The organism is Tropicimonas sp. S265A, assembly GCF_049800835.1.
GTDB lineage: Bacteria > Pseudomonadota > Alphaproteobacteria > Rhodobacterales > Rhodobacteraceae > Dinoroseobacter.
On sequence record NZ_JBNAFU010000001.1, the window covers coordinates 1,074,439 to 1,098,188 of the forward strand.

At 60.7% G+C, this 23,750-nt stretch carries 26 protein-coding genes; 11 read left to right on the forward strand and 15 right to left on the reverse strand.

Translation table 11 applies throughout. The features are described from left to right. Window positions 1–5 precede the first annotated feature (5 nt). From upp to ACP15N_RS05320, 5 genes are read right to left on the reverse strand one after another with little or no spacing between them, the layout of a single operon-like run. Window positions 6–638: a uracil phosphoribosyltransferase gene (gene upp, locus ACP15N_RS05300; protein ID WP_425091174.1), complete on the reverse strand. Its 633-nt coding sequence runs from the start codon at window positions 636–638 to the stop codon at window positions 6–8. Beyond that, window positions 635–1,636 carry an adenosine deaminase gene (locus tag ACP15N_RS05305; RefSeq protein ID WP_425091175.1) on the reverse strand — a complete coding sequence of 334 codons (1,002 nt, stop codon included), beginning with the start codon at window positions 1,634–1,636 and terminating at the stop codon, window positions 635–637. The genes upp and ACP15N_RS05305 overlap by 4 nt, the downstream gene beginning before the upstream one ends. After that, window positions 1,636–2,832 (reverse strand): phosphopentomutase, encoded by a 1,197-nt coding sequence (locus ACP15N_RS05310; protein WP_425091176.1) that lies wholly within the window; start codon window positions 2,830–2,832, stop codon window positions 1,636–1,638. Before ACP15N_RS05310 ends, ACP15N_RS05305 begins: the two co-directional genes overlap by 1 nt. Further along, a complete protein-coding gene (locus ACP15N_RS05315) occupies window positions 2,829–4,136 on the reverse strand; it encodes a thymidine phosphorylase (protein WP_425091177.1) in 1,308 nt (435 codons plus the stop codon). Before ACP15N_RS05315 ends, ACP15N_RS05310 begins: the two co-directional genes overlap by 4 nt. A 6-nt stretch (window positions 4,137–4,142) precedes the next feature. Continuing rightward, window positions 4,143–4,529 carry a cytidine deaminase gene (locus tag ACP15N_RS05320; protein WP_425091178.1) on the reverse strand — a complete coding sequence of 129 codons (387 nt, stop codon included), beginning with the start codon at window positions 4,527–4,529 and terminating at the stop codon, window positions 4,143–4,145. A 174-nt stretch (window positions 4,530–4,703) separates the two neighbouring features. Between ACP15N_RS05320 and ACP15N_RS05325 the strand changes: the two genes are divergently transcribed. The 3 genes from ACP15N_RS05325 (at window position 4,704) to ACP15N_RS05335 (ending at window position 9,317) form a co-directional block, all read left to right on the forward strand. Next, entirely contained in the window at window positions 4,704–6,983 is a 2,280-nt protein-coding gene (locus ACP15N_RS05325; RefSeq protein WP_425091179.1) for an NADP-dependent malic enzyme, read from the forward strand. Between the two features lie 175 nt (window positions 6,984–7,158). Next, window positions 7,159–8,052, forward strand: coding sequence for an FAS1-like dehydratase domain-containing protein (locus ACP15N_RS05330; RefSeq protein WP_425091180.1), 894 nt, complete (start codon window positions 7,159–7,161; stop codon window positions 8,050–8,052). Then, window positions 8,049–9,317 carry a CoA transferase gene (locus ACP15N_RS05335; RefSeq protein WP_425091181.1) on the forward strand — a complete coding sequence of 423 codons (1,269 nt, stop codon included), beginning with the start codon at window positions 8,049–8,051 and terminating at the stop codon, window positions 9,315–9,317. The genes ACP15N_RS05330 and ACP15N_RS05335 overlap by 4 nt, the downstream gene beginning before the upstream one ends. Before the next feature lie 3 nt (window positions 9,318–9,320). Here ACP15N_RS05335 and ACP15N_RS05340 read toward each other — a convergent pair whose 3' ends face one another. Further along, complete coding sequence (locus ACP15N_RS05340; RefSeq protein ID WP_425091182.1) at window positions 9,321–10,226, reverse strand: hypothetical protein; 906 nt, start codon at window positions 10,224–10,226, stop codon at window positions 9,321–9,323. A 161-nt stretch (window positions 10,227–10,387) separates the two neighbouring features. Between ACP15N_RS05340 and prpE the strand changes: the two genes are divergently transcribed. From prpE to ACP15N_RS05355, 3 genes are all read left to right on the forward strand, one after another. Beyond that, window positions 10,388–12,283, forward strand: a complete 1,896-nt coding sequence (gene prpE / locus ACP15N_RS05345) for a propionate-CoA ligase PrpE (RefSeq protein ID WP_425091183.1) — start codon at window positions 10,388–10,390, stop codon at window positions 12,281–12,283. Between the two features lie 130 nt (window positions 12,284–12,413). Continuing rightward, window positions 12,414–13,958: an ATP-binding protein gene (locus tag ACP15N_RS05350; RefSeq protein ID WP_425091184.1), complete on the forward strand. Its 1,545-nt coding sequence runs from the start codon at window positions 12,414–12,416 to the stop codon at window positions 13,956–13,958. Continuing rightward, a complete protein-coding gene (locus ACP15N_RS05355; protein WP_425091185.1) occupies window positions 13,955–15,361 on the forward strand; it encodes a sigma-54-dependent transcriptional regulator in 1,407 nt (468 codons plus the stop codon). Before ACP15N_RS05350 ends, ACP15N_RS05355 begins: the two co-directional genes overlap by 4 nt. A gap of 4 nt (window positions 15,362–15,365) precedes the next feature. Here the strand turns inward: ACP15N_RS05355 and ACP15N_RS05360 are convergent, their stop codons facing one another. Beyond that, window positions 15,366–16,133, reverse strand: coding sequence for an NAD kinase (locus tag ACP15N_RS05360; protein WP_425091186.1), 768 nt, complete (start codon window positions 16,131–16,133; stop codon window positions 15,366–15,368). Between the two features lie 201 nt (window positions 16,134–16,334). Here ACP15N_RS05360 and glyA point away from each other — a divergent pair, with 201 nt between their 5' ends. Further along, window positions 16,335–17,630: a serine hydroxymethyltransferase gene (gene glyA / locus ACP15N_RS05365; RefSeq protein WP_425091187.1), complete on the forward strand. Its 1,296-nt coding sequence runs from the start codon at window positions 16,335–16,337 to the stop codon at window positions 17,628–17,630. Between the two features lie 19 nt (window positions 17,631–17,649). Here glyA and ACP15N_RS05370 read toward each other — a convergent pair whose 3' ends face one another. Next, on the reverse strand, window positions 17,650–18,027 hold the full coding sequence (locus ACP15N_RS05370) for a hypothetical protein (RefSeq protein WP_425091188.1): 378 nt from the start codon (window positions 18,025–18,027) through the stop codon (window positions 17,650–17,652). Window positions 18,028–18,148: 121 nt separating this feature from the next. Between ACP15N_RS05370 and ACP15N_RS05375 the strand changes: the two genes are divergently transcribed. Next, window positions 18,149–18,922, forward strand: coding sequence for an alpha/beta fold hydrolase (locus ACP15N_RS05375; RefSeq protein ID WP_425091189.1), 774 nt, complete (start codon window positions 18,149–18,151; stop codon window positions 18,920–18,922). On the opposite strand, the gene ACP15N_RS05380 is transcribed toward ACP15N_RS05375, so the two are convergent. From ACP15N_RS05380 to ACP15N_RS05390, 3 genes are all read right to left on the reverse strand, one after another. After that, window positions 18,919–19,410 carry a cytochrome b gene (locus ACP15N_RS05380; protein ID WP_425091190.1) on the reverse strand — a complete coding sequence of 164 codons (492 nt, stop codon included), beginning with the start codon at window positions 19,408–19,410 and terminating at the stop codon, window positions 18,919–18,921. The genes ACP15N_RS05375 and ACP15N_RS05380 overlap by 4 nt on opposite strands. Window positions 19,411–19,696: 286 nt before the next feature. Beyond that, on the reverse strand, window positions 19,697–19,885 hold the full coding sequence (locus ACP15N_RS05385; RefSeq protein WP_425091191.1) for a hypothetical protein: 189 nt from the start codon (window positions 19,883–19,885) through the stop codon (window positions 19,697–19,699). Between the two features lie 17 nt (window positions 19,886–19,902). Beyond that, window positions 19,903–20,064, reverse strand: a complete 162-nt coding sequence (locus tag ACP15N_RS05390; RefSeq protein WP_425091192.1) for a hypothetical protein — start codon at window positions 20,062–20,064, stop codon at window positions 19,903–19,905. A gap of 173 nt (window positions 20,065–20,237) precedes the next feature. Between ACP15N_RS05390 and ACP15N_RS05395 the strand changes: the two genes are divergently transcribed. From ACP15N_RS05395 to ACP15N_RS05405, 3 genes are all read left to right on the forward strand, one after another. After that, a complete protein-coding gene (locus tag ACP15N_RS05395) occupies window positions 20,238–20,516 on the forward strand; it encodes a hypothetical protein (RefSeq protein WP_425091193.1) in 279 nt (92 codons plus the stop codon). Window positions 20,517–20,558: 42 nt separating this feature from the next. Then, a complete protein-coding gene (locus tag ACP15N_RS05400; protein ID WP_425091194.1) occupies window positions 20,559–20,975 on the forward strand; it encodes a VOC family protein in 417 nt (138 codons plus the stop codon). Between the two features lie 87 nt (window positions 20,976–21,062). Beyond that, a complete protein-coding gene (locus ACP15N_RS05405; RefSeq protein ID WP_425091195.1) occupies window positions 21,063–21,542 on the forward strand; it encodes a type II toxin-antitoxin system Phd/YefM family antitoxin in 480 nt (159 codons plus the stop codon). A gap of 66 nt (window positions 21,543–21,608) precedes the next feature. Here the strand turns inward: ACP15N_RS05405 and ACP15N_RS05410 are convergent, their stop codons facing one another. The 4 genes from ACP15N_RS05410 to ACP15N_RS05425 all read right to left on the reverse strand — a co-directional run bounded on the left by ACP15N_RS05410 (window position 21,609) and on the right by ACP15N_RS05425 (window position 23,405). Further along, window positions 21,609–21,794, reverse strand: a complete 186-nt coding sequence (locus ACP15N_RS05410; protein ID WP_425091196.1) for a CTP synthetase — start codon at window positions 21,792–21,794, stop codon at window positions 21,609–21,611. A 102-nt stretch (window positions 21,795–21,896) separates the two neighbouring features. Continuing rightward, window positions 21,897–22,145, reverse strand: coding sequence for a hypothetical protein (locus ACP15N_RS05415; RefSeq protein ID WP_425091197.1), 249 nt, complete (start codon window positions 22,143–22,145; stop codon window positions 21,897–21,899). A gap of 59 nt (window positions 22,146–22,204) precedes the next feature. Further along, complete coding sequence (locus ACP15N_RS05420) at window positions 22,205–22,522, reverse strand: TraR/DksA family transcriptional regulator (protein WP_425091198.1); 318 nt, start codon at window positions 22,520–22,522, stop codon at window positions 22,205–22,207. Between the two features lie 280 nt (window positions 22,523–22,802). Further along, window positions 22,803–23,405: a hypothetical protein gene (locus ACP15N_RS05425; RefSeq protein WP_425091199.1), complete on the reverse strand. Its 603-nt coding sequence runs from the start codon at window positions 23,403–23,405 to the stop codon at window positions 22,803–22,805. Window positions 23,406–23,750: the final 345 nt, after the last annotated feature.

A 23,750-nucleotide genomic window follows, 5' to 3' on the forward strand; every position in this document is an offset into this window, starting at 1 on the left:
ACCGATCAGCCAGTCCCGAATATGCGATCCCCGGCGTCCCCCAGACCCGGTACGATATAGCCGTTCTCGTTGAGCCTTTCGTCCAGTGCTGCGGTCACGATCGGAACATCGGGATGCGCGTCTTTCATCCGGGCGACGCCTTCCGGAGCAGCAAGCAGGCACATGAAACGGATTCGCTTTGCGCCTGCATCCTTGAGCAGATCAATCGCTGCGACACTCGAATTTCCCGTTGCCAGCATCGGGTCCAACGCGATCACGTCGCGTTCTCCGAGGGCATCAGGAACCTTGAAGTAGTACTGAACCGGTTCCAGCGTGTCTTCGTCGCGATACAGGCCAACAAATCCGACGCGCGCCGACGGAATAAGTGGCAGCACACCGTCGAGCAACCCGTTGCCCGCGCGCAGTATCGATATCAACGCCAGCTTCTTTCCCGCCAGTTTCGGTGCCTTCATCTCCGACATCGGGGTCTGTATGGTCACCGCGCCAACCGGCAGATCGCGCGTCACTTCATATGCCAGCAACAGCGCCACCTCCTGCAACAATCTGCGAAACTCCGGCGTCGGGGTTGCCACGTCTCGCATGATCGTAAGCTTGTGCTGCACAAGCGGATGGTCGACGACGGTCAGGTGCTGGCTCATGAAAGGTCCTTGTTTTCGCGGTCGGATGAGAGGGTTTTGCGAAGTCTCGCACGGGTCTGTTCGTCACAGAACGCAGCCTCCAGCGCGGTTTCCGCAACCGTGTTGAAATCCGAGACGTCCCAATCGAATGCAAGTGCAAGCTGTTCGAACTCAGCCGTCATCGTGGTGTGAAAGAATGGCGGATCATCGGTGGAGACTGTCACGGGCACTCCGGCCGCGCGCAACGGTTCTATCGGATGACGCGACAGGTCTGGATAAAGCCCAAGAGCAACATTGGAGCTTGGGCAAACCTCCAGAACCGTGCCGCGATCGGCAAGCTCGCGCACAAGCGCAGGATCCTCGATGGCGCGCACCCCATGCCCGATACGCTCGACCCCCAGATCCTCGATCGCCTCGCGCACAGACTGCGGCCCACCCCATTCGCCGGCATGGGTTGTCAGGCGCAAACCGGCTTCGCGGGCGCAATCGAAGCTCCACGCGAAATCGCCCTGATGGCCCTTGGTTTCATCACCGCCCATCCCGAAACCTGTCAGGAACGGTCCGGCTGTTTCGGCCGCGCAGATGGCTGTTTCCTTCGCAGCTTCGGGTCCGAAGTGGCGTATGCACGTGACAATCCCCCGCATCACGATCCCGTCCTGCGCTTCAGCATCTGACGCCGCTTCGGCAATGGCCGCCAGGTATTCCCGCCAGGCCGCCACGTCACGCTGCCCACAAAAATCGGGACTAAGAAACGCCTCGGTGTAAATCACGCCGTGCGCAGCGCTCTCTGCCAGGACCGCGCGCGTCAGGCGATAGAAATCCCTTGGGGACCGAAGAACCGTGCAGGCCGCTTCGTACACCTTAAGAAACTCCGGGAAGTCGCGATAGGCGTATCCACCCTGACGGTCGAAAATACCGCTCAGGTCGATGTTCTGTTCCGCCGCCAGACCACGAATGAAAGAGGGCGGAGCAGCCCCTTCGAGATGCATGTGAAGTTCGATCTTCAGAATACTGCGCATCACAGGAAACTCCGCCCCGAACCGCGCTCGGAAAGTCCCAGATGCGTTGCAACGGATGCCGCGACATCCTCGAACGCCACCTGACCGATGGCACGGGCGCCCACGCCGCAGCCCACGACGGGCACGCGCTCGCGTGTGTGGTCCGTGCCGTCCCATGTCGGGTCATTTCCGTGGTCGGCGGTAAAGAGAGCCAAATCGCGAGGGCGCAAACCCGAGAAGAAACGCGGTAGACACCTGTCGAACCATTCCAGTGCGCGCGCGTACCCTGCCACGTCGCGCCGGTGCCCATAGAGACTGTCAAACTCCACGAAATTGGCGAAGGTCAGGCTGCCTTCGTGGGAGGTTTCAGTGGCCGCAACCAGGTGCTCCATCAACCGCGCGTCCGGTCCTTTGACCACATCGGCGATGCCGTGCATCGAAAAGATGTCGCCGATCTTGCCAATCGCATGGACCGCGCGCCCGTCCTGCGCGGCCCAGTCGCACAAGGTCGGCTTTGGGGGCGCAACGGCATAGTCGCGCCGGTTTGCGGTGCGGGTAAATCCTGTCTCCGGGGTGCCCACGAACGGACGCGCGATCACGCGCCCCACACGCTGTGCATGAAGCGATGGCGCGAGCGCTGCGCATAGTTCAAGCAGCCGGTCGAGCCCGAACGCCTCTTCATGCGCTGCGATCTGAAAGACGCTGTCGACCGAGGTGTAGCAGATCGGCCATCCGGTGCGCAGATGCTCCGCCCCGAATGCAGCAATGACTTCGGTGCCGGAGGCATGGCAATTGGCCAGCGTTCCGGTCATCCCCGCGATCTTTTGCACACGGTCGAGCAACTCGGCCGGAAAGGCGGGGTGCGTGTCGGGAAAATAGCTCCAGTCCCAGGGAACCGGCACTCCGGCAAGCTCCCAGTGCCCGGACGGTGTGTCCTTTCCGGGCGATACTTCGGTTGCCGCCCCCCAAAGTCCGACCGGGTCTGCATCAAGCCCCGGTGGGGCGAGACCCGAAGCCAGTTCAGTGGCCGCGCCCAAGCCGAGCCGCGCAAGGTTCGGCATGGCAAGCGGCCCTGCGCGTCCTTCATCGGCCCGTCCCGCTGCGCAGGCCTCGGCGATGTGTCCAAGCGTGTTTGAGCCGCCATCACCAAACGCATCCGCATCCGGCGCACCGCCGCATCCGACGGAATCCATCACGATCAGGAAGGCGCGCGTCATGTGGAGACCTCTTGCAGGACCAGCGGCTCCGGCGCGTACCGTGACCCGGTTGAAAACGCCTTTTGAACCTGGCTCAGCGCGCGGGCCGCATCCGTCTCTCGCGCGGCATGGATGCGGGCAAGCGGCTGACCGCGGACCACGGACGTGCCGAGCGGCAGAAGATCCGATAGCCCGACAGCCGGGTCAACCCGATCTGTCTCGCGCATCCGTCCGCCACCCAGTTGCACAACGGCCCAGCCGAGGACGCGGGTATCACAAGCGGTCAGTGTGCCATCCTCTGGCGCGGGCACCTCGACCACCACGGGCGCCTCCGGCAGTCGCGCCAGCCCCGCTGTCATCACATCCGGCGCGCCGCCCAAGGCAACGATCATGCGCTCGAACCGGTCCGCAGCACGACCGTCAGCGATTGATGCTGCAACCATCGACCCCCCTTCCTCCGCCGAGGCTGCCAAGCCGCCAAGTGTCAGCAAAACGCCGCCGAGGGCGCATGTCACCTCCAGCAAGCGTGAAGCGCAAGCCTGTCCATCGAGCACGCGCAGGACCACCGCAAGTTCCAACGCGTTTCCGGCAGCGGGTGCGAGGCTCTGGTTCATATCCGTCAGCAGGCTTCTTGTCGCGCATCCGGCACCTTGCGCGGCAGCGGTCAACGCCTGCGCCAACGCCTGCGCCTGTGCAAACTTCGTCAGAAAAGCGCCCGAGCCGCATTTCACATCCAGAACAAGGCCGTCCAACCCGGCGGCAAGTTTCTTCGACAGGATCGACGCCGTGATCAGGTCGATGCTTTCAACGGTCGCGGTCACATCGCGCACCGCATAGAGCCGACGATCCGCCGGAGCGATCTCTCCCGTCGCGCCGACGATCGCGCAGCCGACCTCTGCTACGATCCGGCGCAGGCGGTCTTCAGAGACCTGAACACGCAGGCCATCACATGCCTCCAGCTTGTCGAGTGTTCCGCCGGTGTGCCCAAGCCCACGCCCCGAGATCATGGGCACGTAGGCGCCGCACGCGGCAAGCGCCGGGGCAAGCAACAGCGACACGCAATCCCCGACACCGCCGGTGGAATGCTTGTCCAAGACAGGACCGGGCAGATCCCAACTCAAGGTGTGCCCACTGTCGCGCATCGCGCGCGTCAGGGCCACGCGCCCCTCGTCGCCGAGACCGTTTAGCAAGACGGCCATCGCAAAGGCTCCGGCCTGTGCGTCGCTGACATCCCCGGAGGCCAGACCGTCTGCAAAGGCGCGCAGATCATCCTCGGACGGGCATCCCCCATCCCGAACGGTCGAAATCACGTGCCGCGCGTCCATTTTCGATCAGTCCATATGATGCGCGGAAAAGGCTCCGGGCAGCAACTCACCGACGGTTGTGACCCGCTTTTGTCCGGCTGTGGTCGCCAGGGTGACAGGGATATCCCGTGCGCCAAACTCCGCCAGTTTCTGACGGCAACCGCCGCAGGGCGGCACCGGGTCGGGGCTGCCAGCGATCACTGCAACCTCGGCAATTTCGCGTTCTCCGGCCGCAACCATCGCGGCAATCGCGCCAGCCTCCGCACAGGTACCTTCCGGGTAGGCGACATTCTCCACGTTGCAGCCGACATAAACGGTTCCGGCCGAGGTTCGGATTGCGGCCCCGACCTTGAAGTTCGAGTAAGGCGCGTGTGCATTTTCCCGCACCGCTGCCGCCTCTGCGATCAAATCCATCCCAGCCCTCTCGTATTTGCCCGTGCAGACTGCGCCCGCTTTGGAAGGCACGCAACCCCGCCGCAGCGTATTTTCGAAGCGGCTGCCTCCCGACCAGACGGGGATTTTTTGTTTCCCCCACCCCGGCGTTGGTTTAGGCGTGAACCACATGAGGATCCGGGGGGAGAGGACACCATGAGCAGCTCGAAAGACCAAACCGCACGCGAAGCGGCCCTGTACTACCATGAGCACCCGCGCCCGGGGAAACTCGAAGTGCGCGCAACCAAGCCGCTCGCCAACCAGATCGACCTGTCGCGCGCCTACAGTCCCGGCGTCGCAGAAGCCTGCCTGGAGATCAAATCAGACCCGTCTACCGCCGCGCGCTATACCGGGCGCGGAAACCTCGTGGGTGTGGTATCGAACGGGACAGCAGTGCTGGGTTTGGGAAATATCGGCGGCCTTGCCTCCAAACCGGTGATGGAAGGCAAGGCGGTGCTGTTCAAGAAGTTCGCCAACATCGATTGCTTTGACATCGAGCTTGATGAGAAAGACCCCGAAAAGCTCGCCGACCTCGTCTGCGCCATGGAGCCGACATTCGGCGCCATCAACCTCGAAGACATCAAGGCGCCCGATTGCTTTATCGTCGAAAAGATCTGCCGCGAACGGATGAACATCCCGGTGTTCCACGACGACCAGCACGGCACGGCGATCGTGGTGGGCGCGGCTGCACTCAACGCAATGCGGGTCACGGGGCGCAGGTTCGAAGATGTCAGGATCGTCTCCACCGGCGGAGGTGCGGCGGGTATCGCCTGCCTCAACATGCTGCTCAAACTCGGGGTGCGGCGAGAGAACGTGACGCTGGTGGACGTGGCGGGCTGCGTCTACAAGGGCCGGACAGAAGAGATGACCCCGCAGAAGGAGGCCTTCGCCCAGGACACCGACCTGCGGACCCTGGCAGAGGTGATCAAGGGGGCGGACATGTTCCTCGGCCTGTCGGCCCCCGGCATCCTTACACCGGACATGGTGGCCCAGATGCAGGACAAGCCGATCATTTTCGCGCTTGCCAACCCGACGCCAGAAATCATGCCGGAGCTTGTGCACGAGGTCGCCCCGGGTGCCATTATCGCCACCGGTCGGACCGACTACCCCAACCAGGTGAACAACGTCTTGTGCTTCCCGTTCATCTTTCGCGGCGCGCTGGATGTCGGCGCAACGGAAATCAACGACCAGATGCAGATCGCCTGTATCGAAGGGATCGCGGAACTGGCTCGTGCCACCACCAGTGCAGAGGCCGCCGCCGCCTATCGCGGTGAACAGATGACCTTTGGCCCGGACTACCTGATCCCGAAACCGTTCGACCCGCGGCTGATGGGCGTTGTGGCCTCTGCCGTAGCGCGCGCCGCGATGGAAACCGGGGTCGCCACGCGCCCCGTCGAGGATATCGACGCCTACAAGGCCAAGCTTGACGGGTCTGTCTTCAAATCGGCACTCTTGATGCGCCCCGTTTTCGATGCCGCGGCCAAGGCGGAACGCAAGATCGTCTTTGCCGAGGGCGAGGATGAACGCGTGTTGCGCGCCGCGACCTCGATGATCGAGCAAACCACCGACATTCCGGTCCTGATCGGGCGCCCGGACGTGATCGAGGCGCGCTGCGAGCGCGCGGGACTGCCGATCAAACACGGGCGTGATTTCGATCTGGTGAACCCGGAAAACGACCCCCGCTACCGCGAGTATTGGGAGACGTACCACCACATCATGCAACGCAAGGGCGTCACACCCGATATTGCCAAGGCGGTGATGCGTACGAACACCACAGCCATCGGCGCCATCATGGTACAGCGTGGAGAGGCCGACAGCCTGCTTTGCGGCACGTTCGGCCAGTACCTTTGGCATTTGAACTACGTGGTGGACATCCTGGGCACGCGCGAACACCGACCCGTCGGCGCCCTGAGCCTGATGATCCTTGAGGACGGACCACTCTTTATCGCTGACACCCACGTGCACGCTTCGCCCACCCCGGACCAGATCGCCCAGACCGTGATCGGCGCGGCCCGGCATGTCCGGCGCTTCGGGCTTGCGCCGAAAATCGCGCTTTGCTCGCACTCCCAGTTCGGAAATCTTGATATCGATTCCGGACACCGCATGCGCGCGGCGATGCAGCAACTGGACCTGCGCGATGTCGATTTCGAGTACGAGGGCGAGATGCACACCGACAGTGCCCTTGACGAAGACCTGCGGGCGCGCATCTTTCCCAACTCGCGTTTGACTGGCGTTGCGAATGTGCTCGTTTTTGCCAATTCAGACGCGGCCTCGGCTGTGCGCAACATCCTGAAGATGAAGGCAAACGGCCTGGAAGTCGGGCCGATCCTAATGGGCATGGGCAACAGGGCGCACGTGGTCACGCCATCGATCACGGCGCGCGGGCTGCTCAATATGTCGGCGGTAGCCGGAACACCGGTCGCCCATTACGGTTGAGCCATTGCTGCGTTGCAGCCATTGCGACGCAGCAACTCCGTATGCCCCTGCATACCGCGCGGGATGCCACAGTATACAGAAAAAGTATTTGTTGACAGACACTTAGCCGAAGCCCACCTTTTGTGCGTTGGGGCCGTCCGCTCGCGCAGACAGCCTGGATACGGGAGGGGATATCATGGCACCAGTGGAAACACGGGACACGGTCGGCATTGCGGCGCACAGCGCGGGCTTGCGTGGCGCGGAGGCCATCGGACGCACCGAAACCCGATCTGGCCGGATCAGCATCCGCGAGGCCGCCCACCTTGGCGCGATCTTGCGACACCCATCCGAGCCGCCTCTTGGGAGTGGTGATGTCCTGCCGCTTCTGTGGCATTGGGCTGCTTTCCCCGATGCGGCCCCGATGGAGGCGTTGGGCGGCGACGGGCATCCGGCCCTCGGGACTTTCCTGCCTGATCTGAGCTTGTCGCGCCGGATGTGGGCTGGAGGAACCATGCAGTTTCTGAAACCGCTGCATGTCGATGCCGACCTCACCCGCCGGAGTGAAATTCGTAACGTCGAGCACAAAGACAGCAGTGCCGGCCCGATGGCGGTCGTCACCTTGGAGCATCAGGTCAGCGACGTTCAAGGACCCGCTATCATGGAAACGCAAACCATCGTGTATCTGCGCATCCCGGACAGGTTCTCACCGCCCCAGGCGATCCCCGCGCCGAGCCATCCGGTTCTGGACGAAACGGTGCTTGTCGATCCGGTTTTGCTATTTCGGTACTCGGCGGTCACGTTTAACGGACACCGCATCCACTACGACCGCGATTACGCTACGCAGATCGAGCATTATCCGGGGCTTGTTACACATGGTCCGCTTCAGGCAACCTTGCTGGCCGATGCCGCAACCCGCCACCGGGGGAGCCCACCGGTGCGATTCAAGTATCGAGGCGTACGCCCGATGTTCGACACTCACAACCTGCGCGTGCTGGCCGAAGAAGGCCCGGCGGGCGCGCTGCAACTCTGCACAGCCGCGGCACCGGACGGCCCGCAAGGCATGCAGGCAACAGCGGAGTGGGACGCATGACCGGAATTCTGAACGGCATGCGGGTTGTCGAGGGTTCGGCCTTTGTCGCCATTCCGCTCGCAGGAATGACACTCGCCCAGATGGGGGCTGACGTGATCCGGTTCGATCGGCTCGAAGGCGGACTCGATGCGCATCGGTGGCCCGTGGCACCGAATGGCAAAAGCCTCTTCTGGGCGGGGCTGAACAAAGGCAAACGGTCGATCGCCGTAGACATGAAGTCGCCCCGCGGCAAGGAACTGGTGACCGAGATCATCACGGCCCCGGGCGAGGATGCCGGGCTGTTCCTGACCAACCTGCGGGTACGTGGCTGGATGGATCACGAGACACTCAGCAAACTGCGCAAAGACCTGATCATGGTATCGCTGCTTGGGGACCGTCATGGGCGGCCCGCAGTGGACTACACCGTGAACCCGTCCCTTGGGTTTCCCGATGCGACCGGAATACCCGGATCATCGGACCCGGTCGCACATGTCTTACCCGCTTGGGACTGTATCGCCGGCAACCTCGCGGTGTCGTCGCTTCTGGCGGCTGAACGTCACCGCTTGCGTACAGGGCAAGGGCAGGATGTGGAACTGTCGCTCAAGGATGTTGCAGCGGCCATGATGGGCCATCTGGGCATTATCGGGGAAGTTGCTGTCAATGGCGTCACGCGTGAGAAGTCCGGAACAGCGCTCTATGGCGCGTATGGACAGGATTTCATCTGCGCGGATGGACGCCGGATCATGGTGATCGGGCTGACAGACCGGCAGTGGCGCGGGCTGGTCAAAGTAACCGGAACGCAAGACGCAATCGGGCGTCTGGAATTGCTGTTGCACCTTGATCTCGGCCAGGAGGGCGCGCGCTGGGAAGCCCGCGAAGCGATCACGGAAATTCTGAAACCCTGGTTCGCCGCACGTGGGGCGGACGAGATCGGCAAGACATTCGATGCCGCTGGCCTGACATGGTCGGAGTTCAGGGATTTCGGGCGCGCGGTGCGTGAGGACCCCGATCTGTCATCGCAAAACCCGATGTTCCAGGATCTGGATCAACCCGGTCTTGGGCGTTTCCCCGTACCGCGGAGTCCGGTCAGCTTCTCGCAAACCGACCGACCGGATGCCTGCCCTGCCCCGGAACTGGGCGCCCATACCGAAGAAATCCTAGGTGACGTCGTTGGCCTGCCGGACCGCGAGATTGCATCGCTTTTTGATGACGGGATCGTGGCCGCGCCCCACAAGCACATCTATTTCGCAGCGACGCACCACCCGAAACAGGCACGGGTCAGCTAGGGTTCAATCTAACTCATCCAGGTCCAACGCCTCGTCGAGGGTGAAGTATTTCACGCATCTGTCCGCCCCGACGCCACCGCAAGATCCGCCATGCAGATGCAGGGTTATGACCGGCATCGTCTGCGCCTCATAGCCGCGAATGTTCGTCTCAAGCAGTTCCTTGTAGCCGCCGGTTTCGAGCGCCACGAACAACCCGTGTACGCAGCCGGCGGACCCGCAATAGGGTGACATTGCCCCGGTCGTGCACCCAAGTGCGCCCCAGTTCACGACGAGATCCTCCCGCCCATCGCCGTTCAGGTCGGGCTTGGAGACAAGGTCATCCGATACCTTAAGTGCCCCGCCCATCTGCTGGCAAAACCCGGCGGCCTCTGCCTGTGCCCGTGCAACCGGGTCCATGACGGCGGGCGGCGGTGGCAGGGGGCATGTCCGCACGACGTTCACAATCGGGGCCTGCGCCCCGGCAAGCGAAAAATCATATCCGGCGGTCCAGTTCGGCGCGGCCAGCGTCAAACGCGCCGAGCCTCCACCAACAAGTTGATCGGACAAAAGCGCATCGCGGTCCGCCTCCCAGTTGGCCTGCAACTCCACATAGTCGGGCCGAGGTACTTCCATGAATGTGAAATCGGCAGCACGGCGCCCGTTGATGGACAGGGTTGCCTGTACAGCCCCGCCCGGACTAGCCCCGCCCGCATAGGTGATGGTCCAGGCGCGCGGACCGTCATGGGAGCACGCAAGGGCAAAACAGAAGAAGTTTCCGGTTTGCGCATCACTGGTCGGGCACACCGCAGCACCAGCCTTGATCTGGTCATTGCTGTAGCTTTGCCATGGCGTTTGCGCGACGGCGGCGGGGGCCCATGTAACCGCGCCGTACAAACACGCCGCGGAAAAGACCCGAACAAAAGGAAACATGACACGCTCCCACACGAAACATTCTGACCCAGTGAACCGATTTCTTCTCTGCTTGTCACGGTGTTAGCGCAATAGGTCGCATTTTCGGCCCTTGCGCGGTGGGTCGCAAAAACAAGACACTGCGCGGAATCGGAGTGAGGGCATTCGTGGAGGGACACCAAATGAGTTACAAAGACACCTATGCGGCGTGGCAGGCCGATCCAGACGCCTTCTGGATGGAGGTCGCGCAAGGCATCGACTGGGTCGAACCGCCGACCAAGGCTCTTTTTGACGAGAACGCGCCGCTCTACGAATGGTTTGTGGATGCCAAGGTGAACACCTGCTGGAATGCTGTCGACCGGCATGTCGAGGCTGGGAACGGCGACCGTGTCGCGATCATTTATGACAGCCCGGTCACCCACACGAAACAGGAGATCACCTATGCCGAACTGCTGGCGCGAGTGTCGACCCTTGCCGGTGCGCTGCGCGACAAGGGTGTGGAAAAGGGCGATCGCGTCCTGATCTACATGCCCATGGTCCCCCAAGCCTTGGAAGCGATGCTGGCCTGTGCCCGCCTCGGGGCGATCCATTCGGTGGTGTTTGGCGGTTTTGCGGCCAATGAACTGGCAGTCCGGATCGACGATGCGCAACCAAAGGCGATCATTGCCGCCTCCTGCGGGATAGAACCGGGTCGCGTCGTGCACTACAAACCGCTTCTGGACGGAGCGCTTGAACTGGCCGAGCATGAACCCGCGTTCTGCCTGATCTTCCAACGCGAGCAGGAGGTCGCCACCCTCACCGAAGGTCGCGATTTTGACTGGCACGAAGCGCAGGCAGGGGTGGAACCGGCAGAATGCGAGCCGGTAGACGGCAACCACCCCGCGTATATCCTCTATACGTCCGGGACAACCGGGCAGCCCAAAGGGGTCGTGCGCCCCACGGCGGGCCATCTGGTGGCGCTGCAATGGACGATGAAGGCGATCTATGACGTGGAGCCGGGCGATGTGTTCTGGGCGGCCTCCGATGTCGGCTGGGTGGTCGGCCACAGCTACATTTGCTACGCGCCGCTGATCAACGGCAACACCACCATCGTTTTCGAAGGCAAACCCGTCGGCACACCCGATGCCGGCACGTTCTGGCGCGTCATCTCCGAACACCACGTCAAGGCGTTCTTCACAGCCCCCACCGCGTTCCGCGCGGTGAAGCGCGAAGACCCGAAGGGAGAGTTCGTCAAGAAATACGACCTGTCCTGCCTGAAGAACGTGTATCTGGCTGGCGAGCGTGCCGACCCCGACACCATTCAATGGGCGCAGGATCAGCTGGGTGTTCCTGTCATCGACCACTGGTGGCAAACCGAAACCGGATGGGCCATCGCCGCCAACCCGATGGGGATCGAGGCCCTGCCGGTCAAGATCGGGTCTCCGTCCGTGCCGATGCCCGGCTATGATGTGCAAATTCTGGACGAAGGCGGGCATGAGGTCGAACCCGGTACGCTCGGGGCGATCGCGATCAAGCTTCCCCTCGCCCCCGGCACGTTGCCCACGCTCTGGAATGCAGAAGAACGGTTCAAGAAATCCTACCTGACCGCGTTTCCCGGCTACTACGAGACCGGAGATGCCGGATACAAGGACGAGGATGGGTACCTGTATATCATGGCGCGCACCGATGACGTGATCAACGTCGCAGGGCACCGCCTGTCGACCGGTGCGATGGAGGAGGTTCTGGCAAGCCACCCCGACGTGGCTGAATGCGCGGTGATCGGTATTGCCGACACGCTGAAAGGTCAGATGGCGCTCGGCATGCTCTGCCTGAACTCAGGCGTGAACCGGCCGCATGAAGAAATCTGCGCCGAAAGCGTCAAGCTCGTACGTGAGAAAATTGGTCCAGTTGCTGCCTTCAAGCTCTGTACCGTTGTCGACCGGCTCCCTAAGACGCGCTCGGGAAAGATCCTGCGTGGCACGATGGTGAACATCGCCGACGGCACCCCGTGGAAGATGCCCGCCACGATCGATGACCCCGCGATCCTTGACGAGATCACCGAAGCGCTCAAGAGCATGGGACTGGCCAAGAACGCATAGGCGAAAAACCGATCAGTTCACTTCTGGTCGGTTTTTTCTTTGTTTGTGGGGGTCGGCTGGCGTACGCTTTGTGCAACCTCGCCGGGAACAGTGGCGGGCCCCTTGATCACACAGACTGTGTCTTTTCACTATGCCGTTGCCTGAAGGCCCGTCTTCTAAATCCATTCTGGGTACAGAGAAATCGTCGGCGCGATCCGATCAGATCGCACTGCTTTCTCACGATATTCGCGGCGCAATGTCGGATGTGATCGGGGGATTGCGCCTGATCGACATGGATGAACTTCACCCGGACGTCCGCGCGCAACTGCTGCGTGTTCAGGCATCGGGCGAGACATTGGCCCGTTTGCTGGAACAAACGATCGCGCATCTGGCGGAAGAAGTCGGCGATCTGAGCCAGCCATCGGACTACCTCAACCTCGTGCGTTTCCTTCACGATATCGAAAGCAGGTGGGCCGGGCGCGCCTCTGCAAGCGGTTTGCGGTTCGTGATAGAGACCTCAGGAACCATGCCAGCACTCGTTCGGCTGGAGCGGATTACGCTGGAACGGATAATCGGCAACATTCTGAGCAATGCGTTCAAATACACCGAGAAAGGCAAGGTACAACTGGATGTCAGCCTGAATGACGATCAGGGCCTGGTGTTCTGCATTTGTGACGACGGCCCCGGGTTTTCGGAAGAGGCGCTGGAACGACTGTTTGAAATGCGCGGTCGTCCGCGCGGCTCGGAGAAACCGGGCTCCGGGCTTGGTCTGCACATTGTCAAAGATCTGTCGGATCAACTGGGGGCCGAGCTTGAGGTGCAAAATCGCAAGTCTTGCGGGGCGCTGATCACCCTGACCGTTCCCGATTACGTCTGGCAAACCCCGCAACGCGCCGCCACCGGGGGCGTTTTGCCTGATCTGAGCGGACGGCGCATCCTCGTCGCCGAAGACAATCCGACCAACCAGATGCTGACGGTCCAGATGCTTGAGGCCCTGCACGCGGAAAGCCATGTCGCCGAAGACGGGTTGGCTGCGTTGGAAGCGCTGGAGCAGTATGAGTTCGACATGGCGCTGGTGGATATCGAAATGCCGAGGCTCAACGGGATCGCCTTCATGCGCGAAGTCAGGGCGCGGCCCGACCACCTGGCGCGCATCCCGCTTGTTGCGCTGACCGCGTATGTTCTGCGCTCAAACAGGGAGGTGATCTACGCCGCGGGTGCGGACGCGATTGTCGCCAAACCAATCATGAGCATCGACCGGTTCGCCGAAACGCTGGCACAATACCTCGATATTGACGAGACCCGCGACGCAACCACGACCACGAGCAGTCTCGAAGACCACACGCTCATGAACCGCGATAGGTTGGATCGGCTTTTGGAGATTGCCGGCCCCGACGGAGCCTCCGAATTGCTCAAACGACTGGGCTCGGATTTGCGTCGGGTGCATCAAAATCTCTTGCGCGGCGTGGCCGAAATGGACCAACCTTTACTGCGGGCTGAAACACATGTGTTGATTTCCCTCGCCGGTGCCGTGGGAGCGGAGAGTTTACACGCTCTGGCCAATCGACTAAACGGCGCTGCACATCGATTTGACGAGAGCGAGATCGTTGCGCTGGGGAGCGAGGCGGATACGCGGACAAAGGCGCTCATTGCGCTTGTGGACCGTGAGTTGGCCGAAAGGACGGCGCCGGTATGAGGCACAATGACATCCTGCTGATCGAAGACACACCATCGCTTCAGATGGTGTACGAAGCGCTGCTACGCTCCGCAGGGTTGAGCGTTTACTCCGCGGGCACGGCTCAGGAGGGCGAGGCGCTGTTTCAGGAGATCTCGCCACGCGTCATAGTTCTGGACCTGATGTTGCCGGACCGCGACGGGCTCGAGTTGATGCAGAGTTTCCTTGCAAAGGCCCCGGACACTCAAGTGATCGTCATCACCGCGAACGGCTCGATCAATCGTGCCGTGGAGGCCATGCGCGCCGGAGCACATGATTTTCTGGTCAAACCCTTCGATGAGAGCCGCTTCGTGGCAGCGGTCGAAAACGCCTTCGTCGAAGGGGCGCGCCTTGCCCGCGACATGCCCCCCGCCAAAGACGCCGGGTATCACGGCTTCATCGGTCGTTCTCCGGAGATGCAGGAAGTTTACCGGAGGATCGATTCCGTCAGCCGCTCCATGGCGACGGTGTTCATTACCGGCGAAAGCGGCACCGGCAAGGAGGTCTGCGCCCAGGCAATTCATGACAGCTCTGCCCGGTCGGACAAGCCGTTCATCCCGCTGAACTGCGGCGCCATTCCCCGCGATCTGTTGGAGTCGGAAGTTTTCGGCCACCTCCGCGGATCCTTTACGGGTGCAATTGTCGACAAGGTCGGTGCCGCGGCAGCTGCCGATGGCGGAACTCTTTTTCTGGACGAGATTTGCGAGATGGACCTGAAGTTGCAGACGAAGCTGCTGCGGTTCCTGCAAACCTCTACCATTCAGCCGGTGGGCGCGAACAAGCCGCGCAAGGTCAACGTCCGGATCATATGTGCAACGAACCGTGATCCACTGGTTGAAGTACGCGAAGGGCGTTTCCGAGAGGATCTGTACTACCGCTTGCAGGTGGTTCCGATCCACCTGCCGCCATTGCGGTCTCGCGGCAGCGACGTCATCGAGATTGCGCGCGATGCTCTCAAGCGCCTGAGCAGCGAAGAGAACGGACAGTTCACCGGGATGACGCAGGAGGTCGAGACCCTGTTCAGCGAACTGCCGTGGCCCGGCAATGTGCGGCAGCTTTTGAACGTGATACGCAATATCGTGATCCTGAACACCGGCCCGCTGGTCAGCAAGAACATGCTGCCTTTGGAAATCCTGCATCATCACGAGGAAGTCGCGCAGCGTAGCTACGACGTACAGGGCACTTATGCCGCCGACGAAGCCACGTCAAACCCGTCGGCAGGTGGGCTGGTCGGGCGCACCATGGCCGAGATAGAACGCATCGTGATAGAGGAAACCATCGCCCGGAACGGCGGATCAGTGACCAAAGCGGCGCGGGTTCTCGACCTGTCTCCGTCCACGATCTATCGCAAACGCGAAAGCTGGGTCCGGGCAGCGGCCGAATAGCAGCTCAGACGAATTGCTCGCGGATCAGGCGTTCCTCCAGCCCGTGCCCCGGATCGAACAGGATGCGATGGCGGACGCTGGGTTCAGAACGAATTTCCACCGAGATGACCCCATGGTTGGACCGGCTGTCGGCATCGGCCATGACAGGGCGTTTCGATGGCTCCAGCACGTCAAATCGAACCTTTGCCGATTTTGGTAGCAGCGCCCCGCGCCACCTGCGCGGGCGAAAGGCTGACATGGCCGTCAGCGCCAGAACGTCAGATCCAATCGGCAGTATCGGTCCATGTGAAGAATAGTTGTAGGCGGTCGATCCGGCGGGCGTCGCCACCAGTGCGCCATCGCAGACCAATTCCTCCATCCGCACTTTGCCATCGACGGAAATACGCAACTTCGCAGCTTGCGGTCCCGCGCGCAGCAGCGACACCTCGTTGATCGCCAGCGCCTCGTGGATCTTCCCATCGCTGCCAATCGCCCGCATGTGCAACGGGTTAATGATCTCTTCATTGGCCATGGCAAGGCGTTCTGACAGGCCGCTCTCGTCATATTCGTTCATCAGGAACCCGACCGTGCCGCAATTCATGCCGTATACCGGTTTGTCGAGGTCTTGCGTCCCATGCAGCGTCTGAAGCATGAACCCATCCCCGCCCAGAGCTACGATCACGTCGGCGTCCTCTGGCGGAACAGCCCCGTGAGCGTCTGCCAGAGCCTTCTGCGCTTCCTGCGCGATGGCGGCGGAACTTGCCAGAAACGCAATCTTTTCGCGCGGTTGCATGCATGGGCCTTTCGTTTCCGAAAGTGTTCGCCTGCCGCGCATCGAAACACAAGCCCCCTGTCTTTTACCCGGTTCCGCCGGCTAGCGTCGCAAAACCGTCATTCAAGTCTTTCGACACGACCCACAATAAGCTAGAGAACGCGCCAAAGCGTCAGACCCGTCTGGCCCGCACACGCCCACTGCATGCAAGGAGCTGTCCCCATGAATGCCCCCCATCGCGACAATGGTTTCTTCACCGAACCGCTCGCCACCCGCGACACCGAGCTTTTCTCGGCCATCACGCAGGAACTCGGTCGTCAGCGCGACGAGATCGAGCTGATTGCATCCGAGAACATCGTATCGGCCGCCGTGATGGAGGCGCAAGGCTCGGTGATGACCAACAAGTACGCTGAGGGGTATCCGGGTCGGCGCTACTACGGCGGCTGCCAGTACGTCGATATCGCCGAGAACCTTGCGATCGACCGGGCCAAGCAGCTGTTCGACTGCGGCTTCGCCAACGTCCAGCCAAACTCGGGCAGCCAAGCCAACCAAGGGGTTTTCACTGCCCTCTTGCAGCCGGGTGATACGATCCTGGGGATGAGCCTCGATGCGGGCGGGCACCTGACCCACGGCGCCAAGCCGAACCAGTCGGGCAAGTGGTTCAACGCAGTTCAGTACGGCGTGCGGCAGGACAATCTGGAGCTGGATTACGACCAGGTCGCATCGCTGGCGGCAGAGCATCAGCCGAAGATGATCATTGCAGGCGGCTCCGCAATCCCGCGGGTCATCGACTTTGCAAAGATGCGTGAAATTGCAGACAGCGTCGGGGCTTACCTGCTGGTCGACATGGCGCACTTCGCGGGTCTTGTGGCAGCGGGGCTCTACCCCTCCCCTTTCCCCCATGCGCATGTGGCAACAACAACCACCCACAAGACCCTGCGCGGGCCCCGTGGTGGCATGATCCTGACGAATGACGAAGCGTTGGCCAAGAAGTTCAACTCCGCAATCTTCCCCGGTATTCAGGGCGGACCGCTGATGCATGTGATCGCCGGCAAGGCCGTGGCCTTTGGCGAAGCCCTGCGTCCCGAGTTCAAGGATTACCAGACCCAGGTGATCAAGAACGCGCAGGCCTTGAGCGACCAATTGATCAAGGGTGGTCTGGACATCGTCACCGGCGGCACCGACACACACGTGCTGCTGGTCGACCTGCGCCCCAAGGGTGTGAAGGGCAACGCGACCGAGAAAGCACTCGGCCGCGCGCACATCACCTGCAACAAGAACGGCATCCCGTTCGATACCGAGAAACCGATGGTCACGAGCGGAGTGCGTCTGGGCTCGCCCGCAGGCACGACCCGCGGCTTTGGTGAGCCAGAATTCCGACAGATCGCGGACTGGATCGTCCGGGTCACGGACGGGTTGGCGGCCAATGGCGAAGACAACAACGCCGAGGTCGAAGCCGAAGTGCGCGCCGAAGTGCTGGAATTGTGCGCACGGTATCCGATCTATCCCAACCTCTGAGACAGGCGCTGAGGGTGCGCTAACCTTGAGAGCGGACCAGTAGAACCAAAAGACTAAGAAAGATCGTCATGTTGACGATGATGACGGTGGCGATCCCAAGCCACCGTCTTTCTCGTTCGCGTTTCGGATCGACGCGTTCAAGGTACTTGCGCGCGCGGGCATGGGCGAGCTGAACCCGCTCCATATCGATCTGACGCGCCAGCTTCGGCGCGCCGAGGTGCTGCTCGGCCTCCATCGCATAACGCAGTTCCTTGCGGATCTTCGCAGGCATCTTGGACCACTTGATCACCGGTCCAAGCCCATCGCCGCTGAGACGCAACTTGCGACGCGCCTCTTCCGCCAGATGCGCGTTGGCCTCCGGAATATCCTCGATATTGATCAGCCGGGTCTGTTTCATCGCACCGCAATCATCGGGCGACCAAAGGGGCAGTGCAAGCCCGCTGTGCGCCTCGATGCTCTGGCAGTTTTCGCAGCACTGCGATAGCAGGGCGTGCAACAATCCAGTCAGCGGGTAAGAGATGCTCAACACAGTTCTACACGGGGAAGGTCAGCCGGGCCGCCCATTGATCATCGCTCACGGTCTATTCGGCTCCGCGAGGAACTGGGGCGCGATCGCAAAACGCATGGCGAAGGCACGGCCCGTTGTGGCGGTGGACATGCGCAACCATGGCGATAGTCCGCACTTGGCCACGCACAGCTACGCAGATATGGCCAGCGACCTCGCCGATGTCATCACAGAGCACGGAGGCATCGCAGACGTGCTTGGCCACTCGATGGGCGGAAAGGCCGCGATGGTTCTTGCGCTCAGTCACCCGCAAACCGTGGCGCGGCTGATCGTGGCGGACATCGCACCGGTTGCCTACAGCCACACGCAGACCGGCTACATCGACGCGATGGAGGGTGTTGACGTGTCCAGCATCAAACTGCGTCGCGATGCCGACCTTGCGCTGCAAGCACAAGTGCCCGACCTGCCAACGCGCGCATTCCTGACGCAGTCACTCGACCTGAGCGGGGAACCAGCCCGCTGGCGCCTGAACCTTCCGGTCCTGCGGGCGGAGATGGACAAGATCATCGGGTTTCCCGATGTTACCGGCTCCTTTGCGGGGCCAGCACTTTTCCTTTCGGGTGGTGCGTCAGATTACGTGAAAGACTCGCACCATGCGGGCATCAAAGCACTGTTTCCAAATGCAGAATTCAGTGACATTGCGGGGGCCGGCCATTGGCTCCACGCTGAAGCCCCTGCTCCGTTCATAGCGGCCCTATCGGAGTTTCTGGAACGTACGTCAGCCTAGTCTTGTGTCCGGGTCATACGTTGCAGAAGGCCCGAGCGTAGAACCTTCTGGTGGAAGATGACGGCGCCGATATGGGCAAAGATCAGGGCAACAAGGATCAGACGCAGGATTTCGTGCACCTTCGACAGGGCGTCGGACTCCATACCCCACGCCAACCCGCCTGTAACAGGCAGCAGGATCAGCACCACGTAGAAACCCAGATGGGCCGCATGACCGGCGCGCTTGAGCACCTCTGGCTCTGCGGCCGGCGGCGGCGGAACCCCTTGTTCCTGTCGAACGGCAAAGCGCCACATCGTCAACCCGAGGATGCAACCGCCGATGACAAAGTGGACAACCACCGGCATTGACAGGGAAAAAACGCCTGTGGCCTGTGCGCGGTCCCAGGCATTTGCCATGCCGTTATGCAGCACCAGTTGCAGTGCCACGAGGCCGACACTGACCCAATGCAGCGCAATCTGCGTCTTCGAATATCCGGGTGGTTCGCTCACTTCACATCCCTCCGCACGCACAGGCTGCGGGCTTGTGGCCCCTCATGCAAGTCAGAACTGCTGGTAAGACACGCAACAGGCCGGCGGCATTGCAGGGGGCATGAGACACGTCGCAGGGCGGGCCGGGATAACTTGTGCCGCGAGCGGCACCCCCATCACTCCCATCACCGGCTGCCTTCGCGCGAATCGCGCGCGCGACGTGCCTCAGGAGGATTATAGGCCGGGTAAATTGCTAGATCGTTGATCTAAGACAAACAATTTGTAAACGCCCGAAGCAGTGACGGTGTCAGGAAGCTTTGTCAAAGCGTGACTTCGCGAAGAACCAACTGATCGGCAGCGCGGCGAGCATCGCGACAAGCATCAATGCGAGAATTGCCTCTGCAGACCGTTCCCCGAGCGACAGGGCGAACACGCCGCTGCTGAGCGCGAGGGTTGCTGCGATCGTGGCGAAGAGAACGAAAACTGTCTTACCCATGTCTTTCTCCTTTTCACTTAGGCGTCCAGAGCCCGCGCGATGCCGATGGCCACCGGGATCGCAACCAGCGCACCTAAGGCCGCTGCCGCGAGAAGGGACCAGAGCTCTGTCGCCCCAAAAACCAGCGCCACCACGGCGCCGCAGCCGGTAAGTGTTGGCCCCACAAGGGAAAATACCATCAGGCCAAGGCGGTGCATTGGGCGAACTCCTGCAATGCGCCGGACATTATGCACACGCAGCAATTCTGGCTTTGATCTGGATCAGATGCGTGGGTTGAGATGGGTCAAAGCGTCGATCCGCGCGGGCTGGCAATGTAACGGTCCGGTGACATTTCCATGAAGGAGGGGGAGGAATGATCACGCTCGAGGACATCGAAGACATCACGTGCCTGACCCGGGAGGAGATCGCGGCAGTGGCCGAGCATGAGCATACGGGCCTGCTAAATGCTTCAATTCAAAGCGAATATTTGATGCAGCAGCACCATGGTCCGCAGCAGGTGCAGCAGATGATCTGCGAGGATATTCGTGAGGCGTTGCACAAGGATGATGTTGCACATGCAAAGGAGCTGTTCGCGGTCTTGCGGCACTTCATGGCAGAGCATCCGGAAGCGGCGCGCGGGGTATCGCCCTGAGCCACGCCGTGGTAGCCTTCTGAAAAATCGGGAGGGTTATCAATGGCTTGGTCCATACATCATGTGAACTTGCAGGCGAAGGACGTCCGCAAGACAGCGGCGTTCTATACGGAGATCCTGGGGATGCAGGAAAAGCCCTGGGAATTCCCGCAATCGCGCGGCTATCTGCCGGGGGATCCGGACAAACTCGCGCTGCTGGCCGACGGGCGGGAGGGGCATACGGGCCTGCACCTGATCGCGCCTGACCCGGATTTCGCCAATAAAAACAACTTGATCCACAACCCGAGCGTGGGCGGGCACGTGGCGTTTCACGTGGATGACCTGCAAGCAGTGATCGACCGGCTGACCGCGGCGGGCATCCCGTTTTCAGTGACCGGAGAGTTCGCGATCCCCGGTTTGCGGCATGTCTATGTGGAAGACCCCGAGGGCAACTTGATTGAGATCAACGGGAGGGTCTGACCGCACGGTGGATGCAGGCGTTTTTTACGTTTTGTAGCAATCCTGAAAGGGCGTTTTTACAAAATGTAGCAAAGTCCGGAGGGCCCGATGAAGCCGCTCTACCCCCTGCCCATCGACGTCTCGACCACGGAGGCGCGCACGCAGCTGCCCCGGCTGATCCACCTTGTGCAGCACCCCGAACGCAACGTGCTGCTGACACGACACGGCAAGGTGATGGCGGCGCTGGTGTCGTTCGAGGATTACCAACGCATCAACCGACAGGTCGATATGGAGAATTTCATGCACCGGGGGTGGAAGCCCAGTTCGTTCCTTTGGGGCAGAAACTGGCGCGGACGGACCACACAGGCGCAGCAGGCCGAGAAGGTCCAGCAGATCCAGTTCGATCGGGCGATGGAACGCTCGGTGCTGAAGCACGCGGGGCTGGAACCAGTGCCCGGCGGCGAGTTGATGCTCAGCATGGCTGAGGTACGCGGGCGCACATGGCCGTGGTGGCTGCGCCCGTTTCGACGGCTGATCCGGCGCAAGGTCAGGGTCGTTCCGACAGACAAAAACGGTGCGGAGGCTTAGCCCCCGCACCGGTGCGCCCGCCGGTGGGATGAGGTCCGGCGACCGCCACGTGCAAGCGGTCCCCCGCTAGGCACGATCCGTAATGGCGCGGGCCACGAGGTACGACGCCGGGATACCCGCCACGAACCCGAGGGCCGCGGCAAGAATGACCGGCTGCGTGGTGGTGTACCCCATCGTCAGGGCCGCGATCAGGAACGCGCCTGCCAGAGAGGTGCCGATCATCGCGTAAAGAATGAGTGCCAGCCGTACCATCGTGAAAACCCCCTCGGTTTAGGTGTATTGACGATGTGCATTCTACGACTTTGGTCGCGGGCCCGTCTTTGATCTGGGGCAAGCCCGGACCGGGCGCGGGGATCAGACCTCGGGTGCGGAGGGCTTGAGGGCAGCGTGTCGGTCGACCCGCGTCTCGTCCCATTCCGGATCACGGCGCTTGATCCGGCGCGACACGAGATAGGCCGACGGCCACGCCAGGACGAAGCCAACAAGGGCGGAAATCGCGATGCCCCAGGCGGAATAGTAGCCGAGCGAGAACAGCGTGATGACCAGCGCGCCGGTGATCATAGCGCCGCTCATGAGGGTCCGGAAAATGCTTAGACGGTCCATTGGAAGTCTCCTTTCAGTGGATCAACGCATCCCCTCCGGTCGAAGTTCCGAAAACCGCCTCAGCCCGCCGCGCAGGTGCGGCAGAGGGCGGCGGTGGGCACGGCGGCGAGGCGCGCGTCGGAAATATCGCCCCCGCATTTCAGGCAGATGCCGTAGGAGCCGTCCGCGATGCGTTTCAGGGCCGCGTCGATCTGGGTGAGTTCGGCCTGTTCGAGCGCCCCGTGCGCCTCAAGAACCTCATCCTCCTGCCGCTCGGACGCGCGATCCTCCCAATCCTTGGACGGGGTGTCGTCGAGCGCATCCTCGATCCGGGTCAGATCCCCGACAATCTCCGCCCGGCGGTCGCGCAGGGTCTTCTCGGCAAGGGTGGTGTCCATTGGGTGCTCCTCCTCGTGGTTGGAGGAGGAGTGTGGGGGAAAGGTGTGTTGGGGAGTATGATTTAGGTCAAAGAAACTGCAACAAGAAAATTTAAGTGAGGACAGCCGACCTCATGGTCCCCAAAAAGTGAATTCAAAAAAGCCAGGCATCATTTGAGTCTAGCAGCAGATAATTGAAAGATACAGTCGACTATTTCTGCAAATTTGGATTAAGAGCGCATCCCAAACGAGTGATAAGAATTCATAAAAATTATTGAAAAAATTCTTCACACACTTAATTTTATAGATTTCTTCGCCTTATGCGCTTCTCAAACACTTTACTACAGTAATTACTATTATCAACAATTTTCGTTTCACGAAAATTAATTGGAAGCGCATCACCTTGTGGGCTTTCTAAAAACTTTAGAAATGCATATGCATCAAATATGGCAAACCTATGGTCAGTTAATTGGTATGTTACACAAATTTCGAGAATATTTGCCCCTTCTGGCACTTGGAAATAATCAGTTTCTTTCATTTTACCAGCAAAAATATATGAACTAGTGAAATGCTCGAGCACTTGCATATCATTTCTCAACAAAACTTCAACTGAAATTGGAATTACGAGGTTGAGCCCAAAGTTAAAAAATCTTAGATTGAATTGCAGACCATTCCAATTATTGTAAAAACCGGATAAATTTGGAATAACAGCCTGAATAGTTGTTGGCAAGTTTGCTTCGCCGTCGACTAGTCTAGGCAATTCAAACCCAGCATACGACTCTCCCAAAGTTGCGTCATCTGACAAAAGCCACCTGTCAGTTGCGGCAAAATATAGGCTTACAACTCCGATGAAAAGTGAAAAGGCCCCCAGAACCAAACTTAAAAAAGCATATTTGCTTGGCAACTTCCAATTTTGGAACTGCGATCGAGTTGGGAGCAAATCTCTAAGCATCCTTTTCACAACTGTTCGCCCTTAAATTCGATAGAAAACACGAAATGATGTTATGTTTACTACAACAAGTTCTACCTTCAGCCCATATCGCCTATCTGGTACAACCGAGATCAAAATCATTCTTTAATGAGTAGGCAATATGCAACCAAAGAGTTAACTTTGCCGCTTTACGCCAGCTTCATGAGAACATAGAGCTTACGCGCGGGATATGAAAGAGCAATACCACCAATCAGTTCATGGCTATTCAAACAAACCGTTGACACCGAGTTAGACTGCCAAAGTGATTGACACAGCTAA

Bases quoted from the DNA above. Each gene is read 5' to 3' on its own strand.
- upp (WP_425091174.1), bottom strand. From the start codon at position 638: ATGAGCCAGCACCTGACCGTCGTCGACCATCCGCTTGTGCAGCACAAG.
- ACP15N_RS05390 (WP_425091192.1), bottom strand. From the start codon at position 20,064: ATGGTATTTTCCCTTGTGGGGCCAACACTTACCGGCTGCGGCGCCGTG.
- ACP15N_RS05405 (WP_425091195.1), top strand. From the start codon at position 21,063: ATGAAGCCGCTCTACCCCCTGCCCATCGACGTCTCGACCACGGAGGCG.
- ACP15N_RS05315 (WP_425091177.1), bottom strand. From the start codon at position 4,136: ATGGACGCGCGGCACGTGATTTCGACCGTTCGGGATGGGGGATGCCCG.
- ACP15N_RS05340 (WP_425091182.1), bottom strand. From the start codon at position 10,226: ATGTTTCCTTTTGTTCGGGTCTTTTCCGCGGCGTGTTTGTACGGCGCG.
- ACP15N_RS05360 (WP_425091186.1), bottom strand. From the start codon at position 16,133: ATGCAACCGCGCGAAAAGATTGCGTTTCTGGCAAGTTCCGCCGCCATC.
- ACP15N_RS05355 (WP_425091185.1), top strand. From the start codon at position 13,955: ATGAGGCACAATGACATCCTGCTGATCGAAGACACACCATCGCTTCAG.
- ACP15N_RS05415 (WP_425091197.1), bottom strand. From the start codon at position 22,145: ATGGACCGTCTAAGCATTTTCCGGACCCTCATGAGCGGCGCTATGATC.
- ACP15N_RS05350 (WP_425091184.1), top strand. From the start codon at position 12,414: ATGCCGTTGCCTGAAGGCCCGTCTTCTAAATCCATTCTGGGTACAGAG.
- ACP15N_RS05320 (WP_425091178.1), bottom strand. From the start codon at position 4,529: ATGGATTTGATCGCAGAGGCGGCAGCGGTGCGGGAAAATGCACACGCG.
- ACP15N_RS05395 (WP_425091193.1), top strand. From the start codon at position 20,238: ATGATCACGCTCGAGGACATCGAAGACATCACGTGCCTGACCCGGGAG.
- ACP15N_RS05410 (WP_425091196.1), bottom strand. From the start codon at position 21,794: ATGGTACGGCTGGCACTCATTCTTTACGCGATGATCGGCACCTCTCTG.
- ACP15N_RS05335 (WP_425091181.1), top strand. From the start codon at position 8,049: ATGACCGGAATTCTGAACGGCATGCGGGTTGTCGAGGGTTCGGCCTTT.
- ACP15N_RS05375 (WP_425091189.1), top strand. From the start codon at position 18,149: ATGCTCAACACAGTTCTACACGGGGAAGGTCAGCCGGGCCGCCCATTG.
- glyA (WP_425091187.1), top strand. From the start codon at position 16,335: ATGAATGCCCCCCATCGCGACAATGGTTTCTTCACCGAACCGCTCGCC.
- ACP15N_RS05310 (WP_425091176.1), bottom strand. From the start codon at position 2,832: ATGACGCGCGCCTTCCTGATCGTGATGGATTCCGTCGGATGCGGCGGT.
- ACP15N_RS05400 (WP_425091194.1), top strand. From the start codon at position 20,559: ATGGCTTGGTCCATACATCATGTGAACTTGCAGGCGAAGGACGTCCGC.
- ACP15N_RS05420 (WP_425091198.1), bottom strand. From the start codon at position 22,522: ATGGACACCACCCTTGCCGAGAAGACCCTGCGCGACCGCCGGGCGGAG.
- ACP15N_RS05330 (WP_425091180.1), top strand. From the start codon at position 7,159: ATGGCACCAGTGGAAACACGGGACACGGTCGGCATTGCGGCGCACAGC.
- ACP15N_RS05370 (WP_425091188.1), bottom strand. From the start codon at position 18,027: ATGAAACAGACCCGGCTGATCAATATCGAGGATATTCCGGAGGCCAAC.
- ACP15N_RS05305 (WP_425091175.1), bottom strand. From the start codon at position 1,636: ATGCGCAGTATTCTGAAGATCGAACTTCACATGCATCTCGAAGGGGCT.
- ACP15N_RS05385 (WP_425091191.1), bottom strand. From the start codon at position 19,885: ATGGGTAAGACAGTTTTCGTTCTCTTCGCCACGATCGCAGCAACCCTC.
- ACP15N_RS05325 (WP_425091179.1), top strand. From the start codon at position 4,704: ATGAGCAGCTCGAAAGACCAAACCGCACGCGAAGCGGCCCTGTACTAC.
- prpE (WP_425091183.1), top strand. From the start codon at position 10,388: ATGAGTTACAAAGACACCTATGCGGCGTGGCAGGCCGATCCAGACGCC.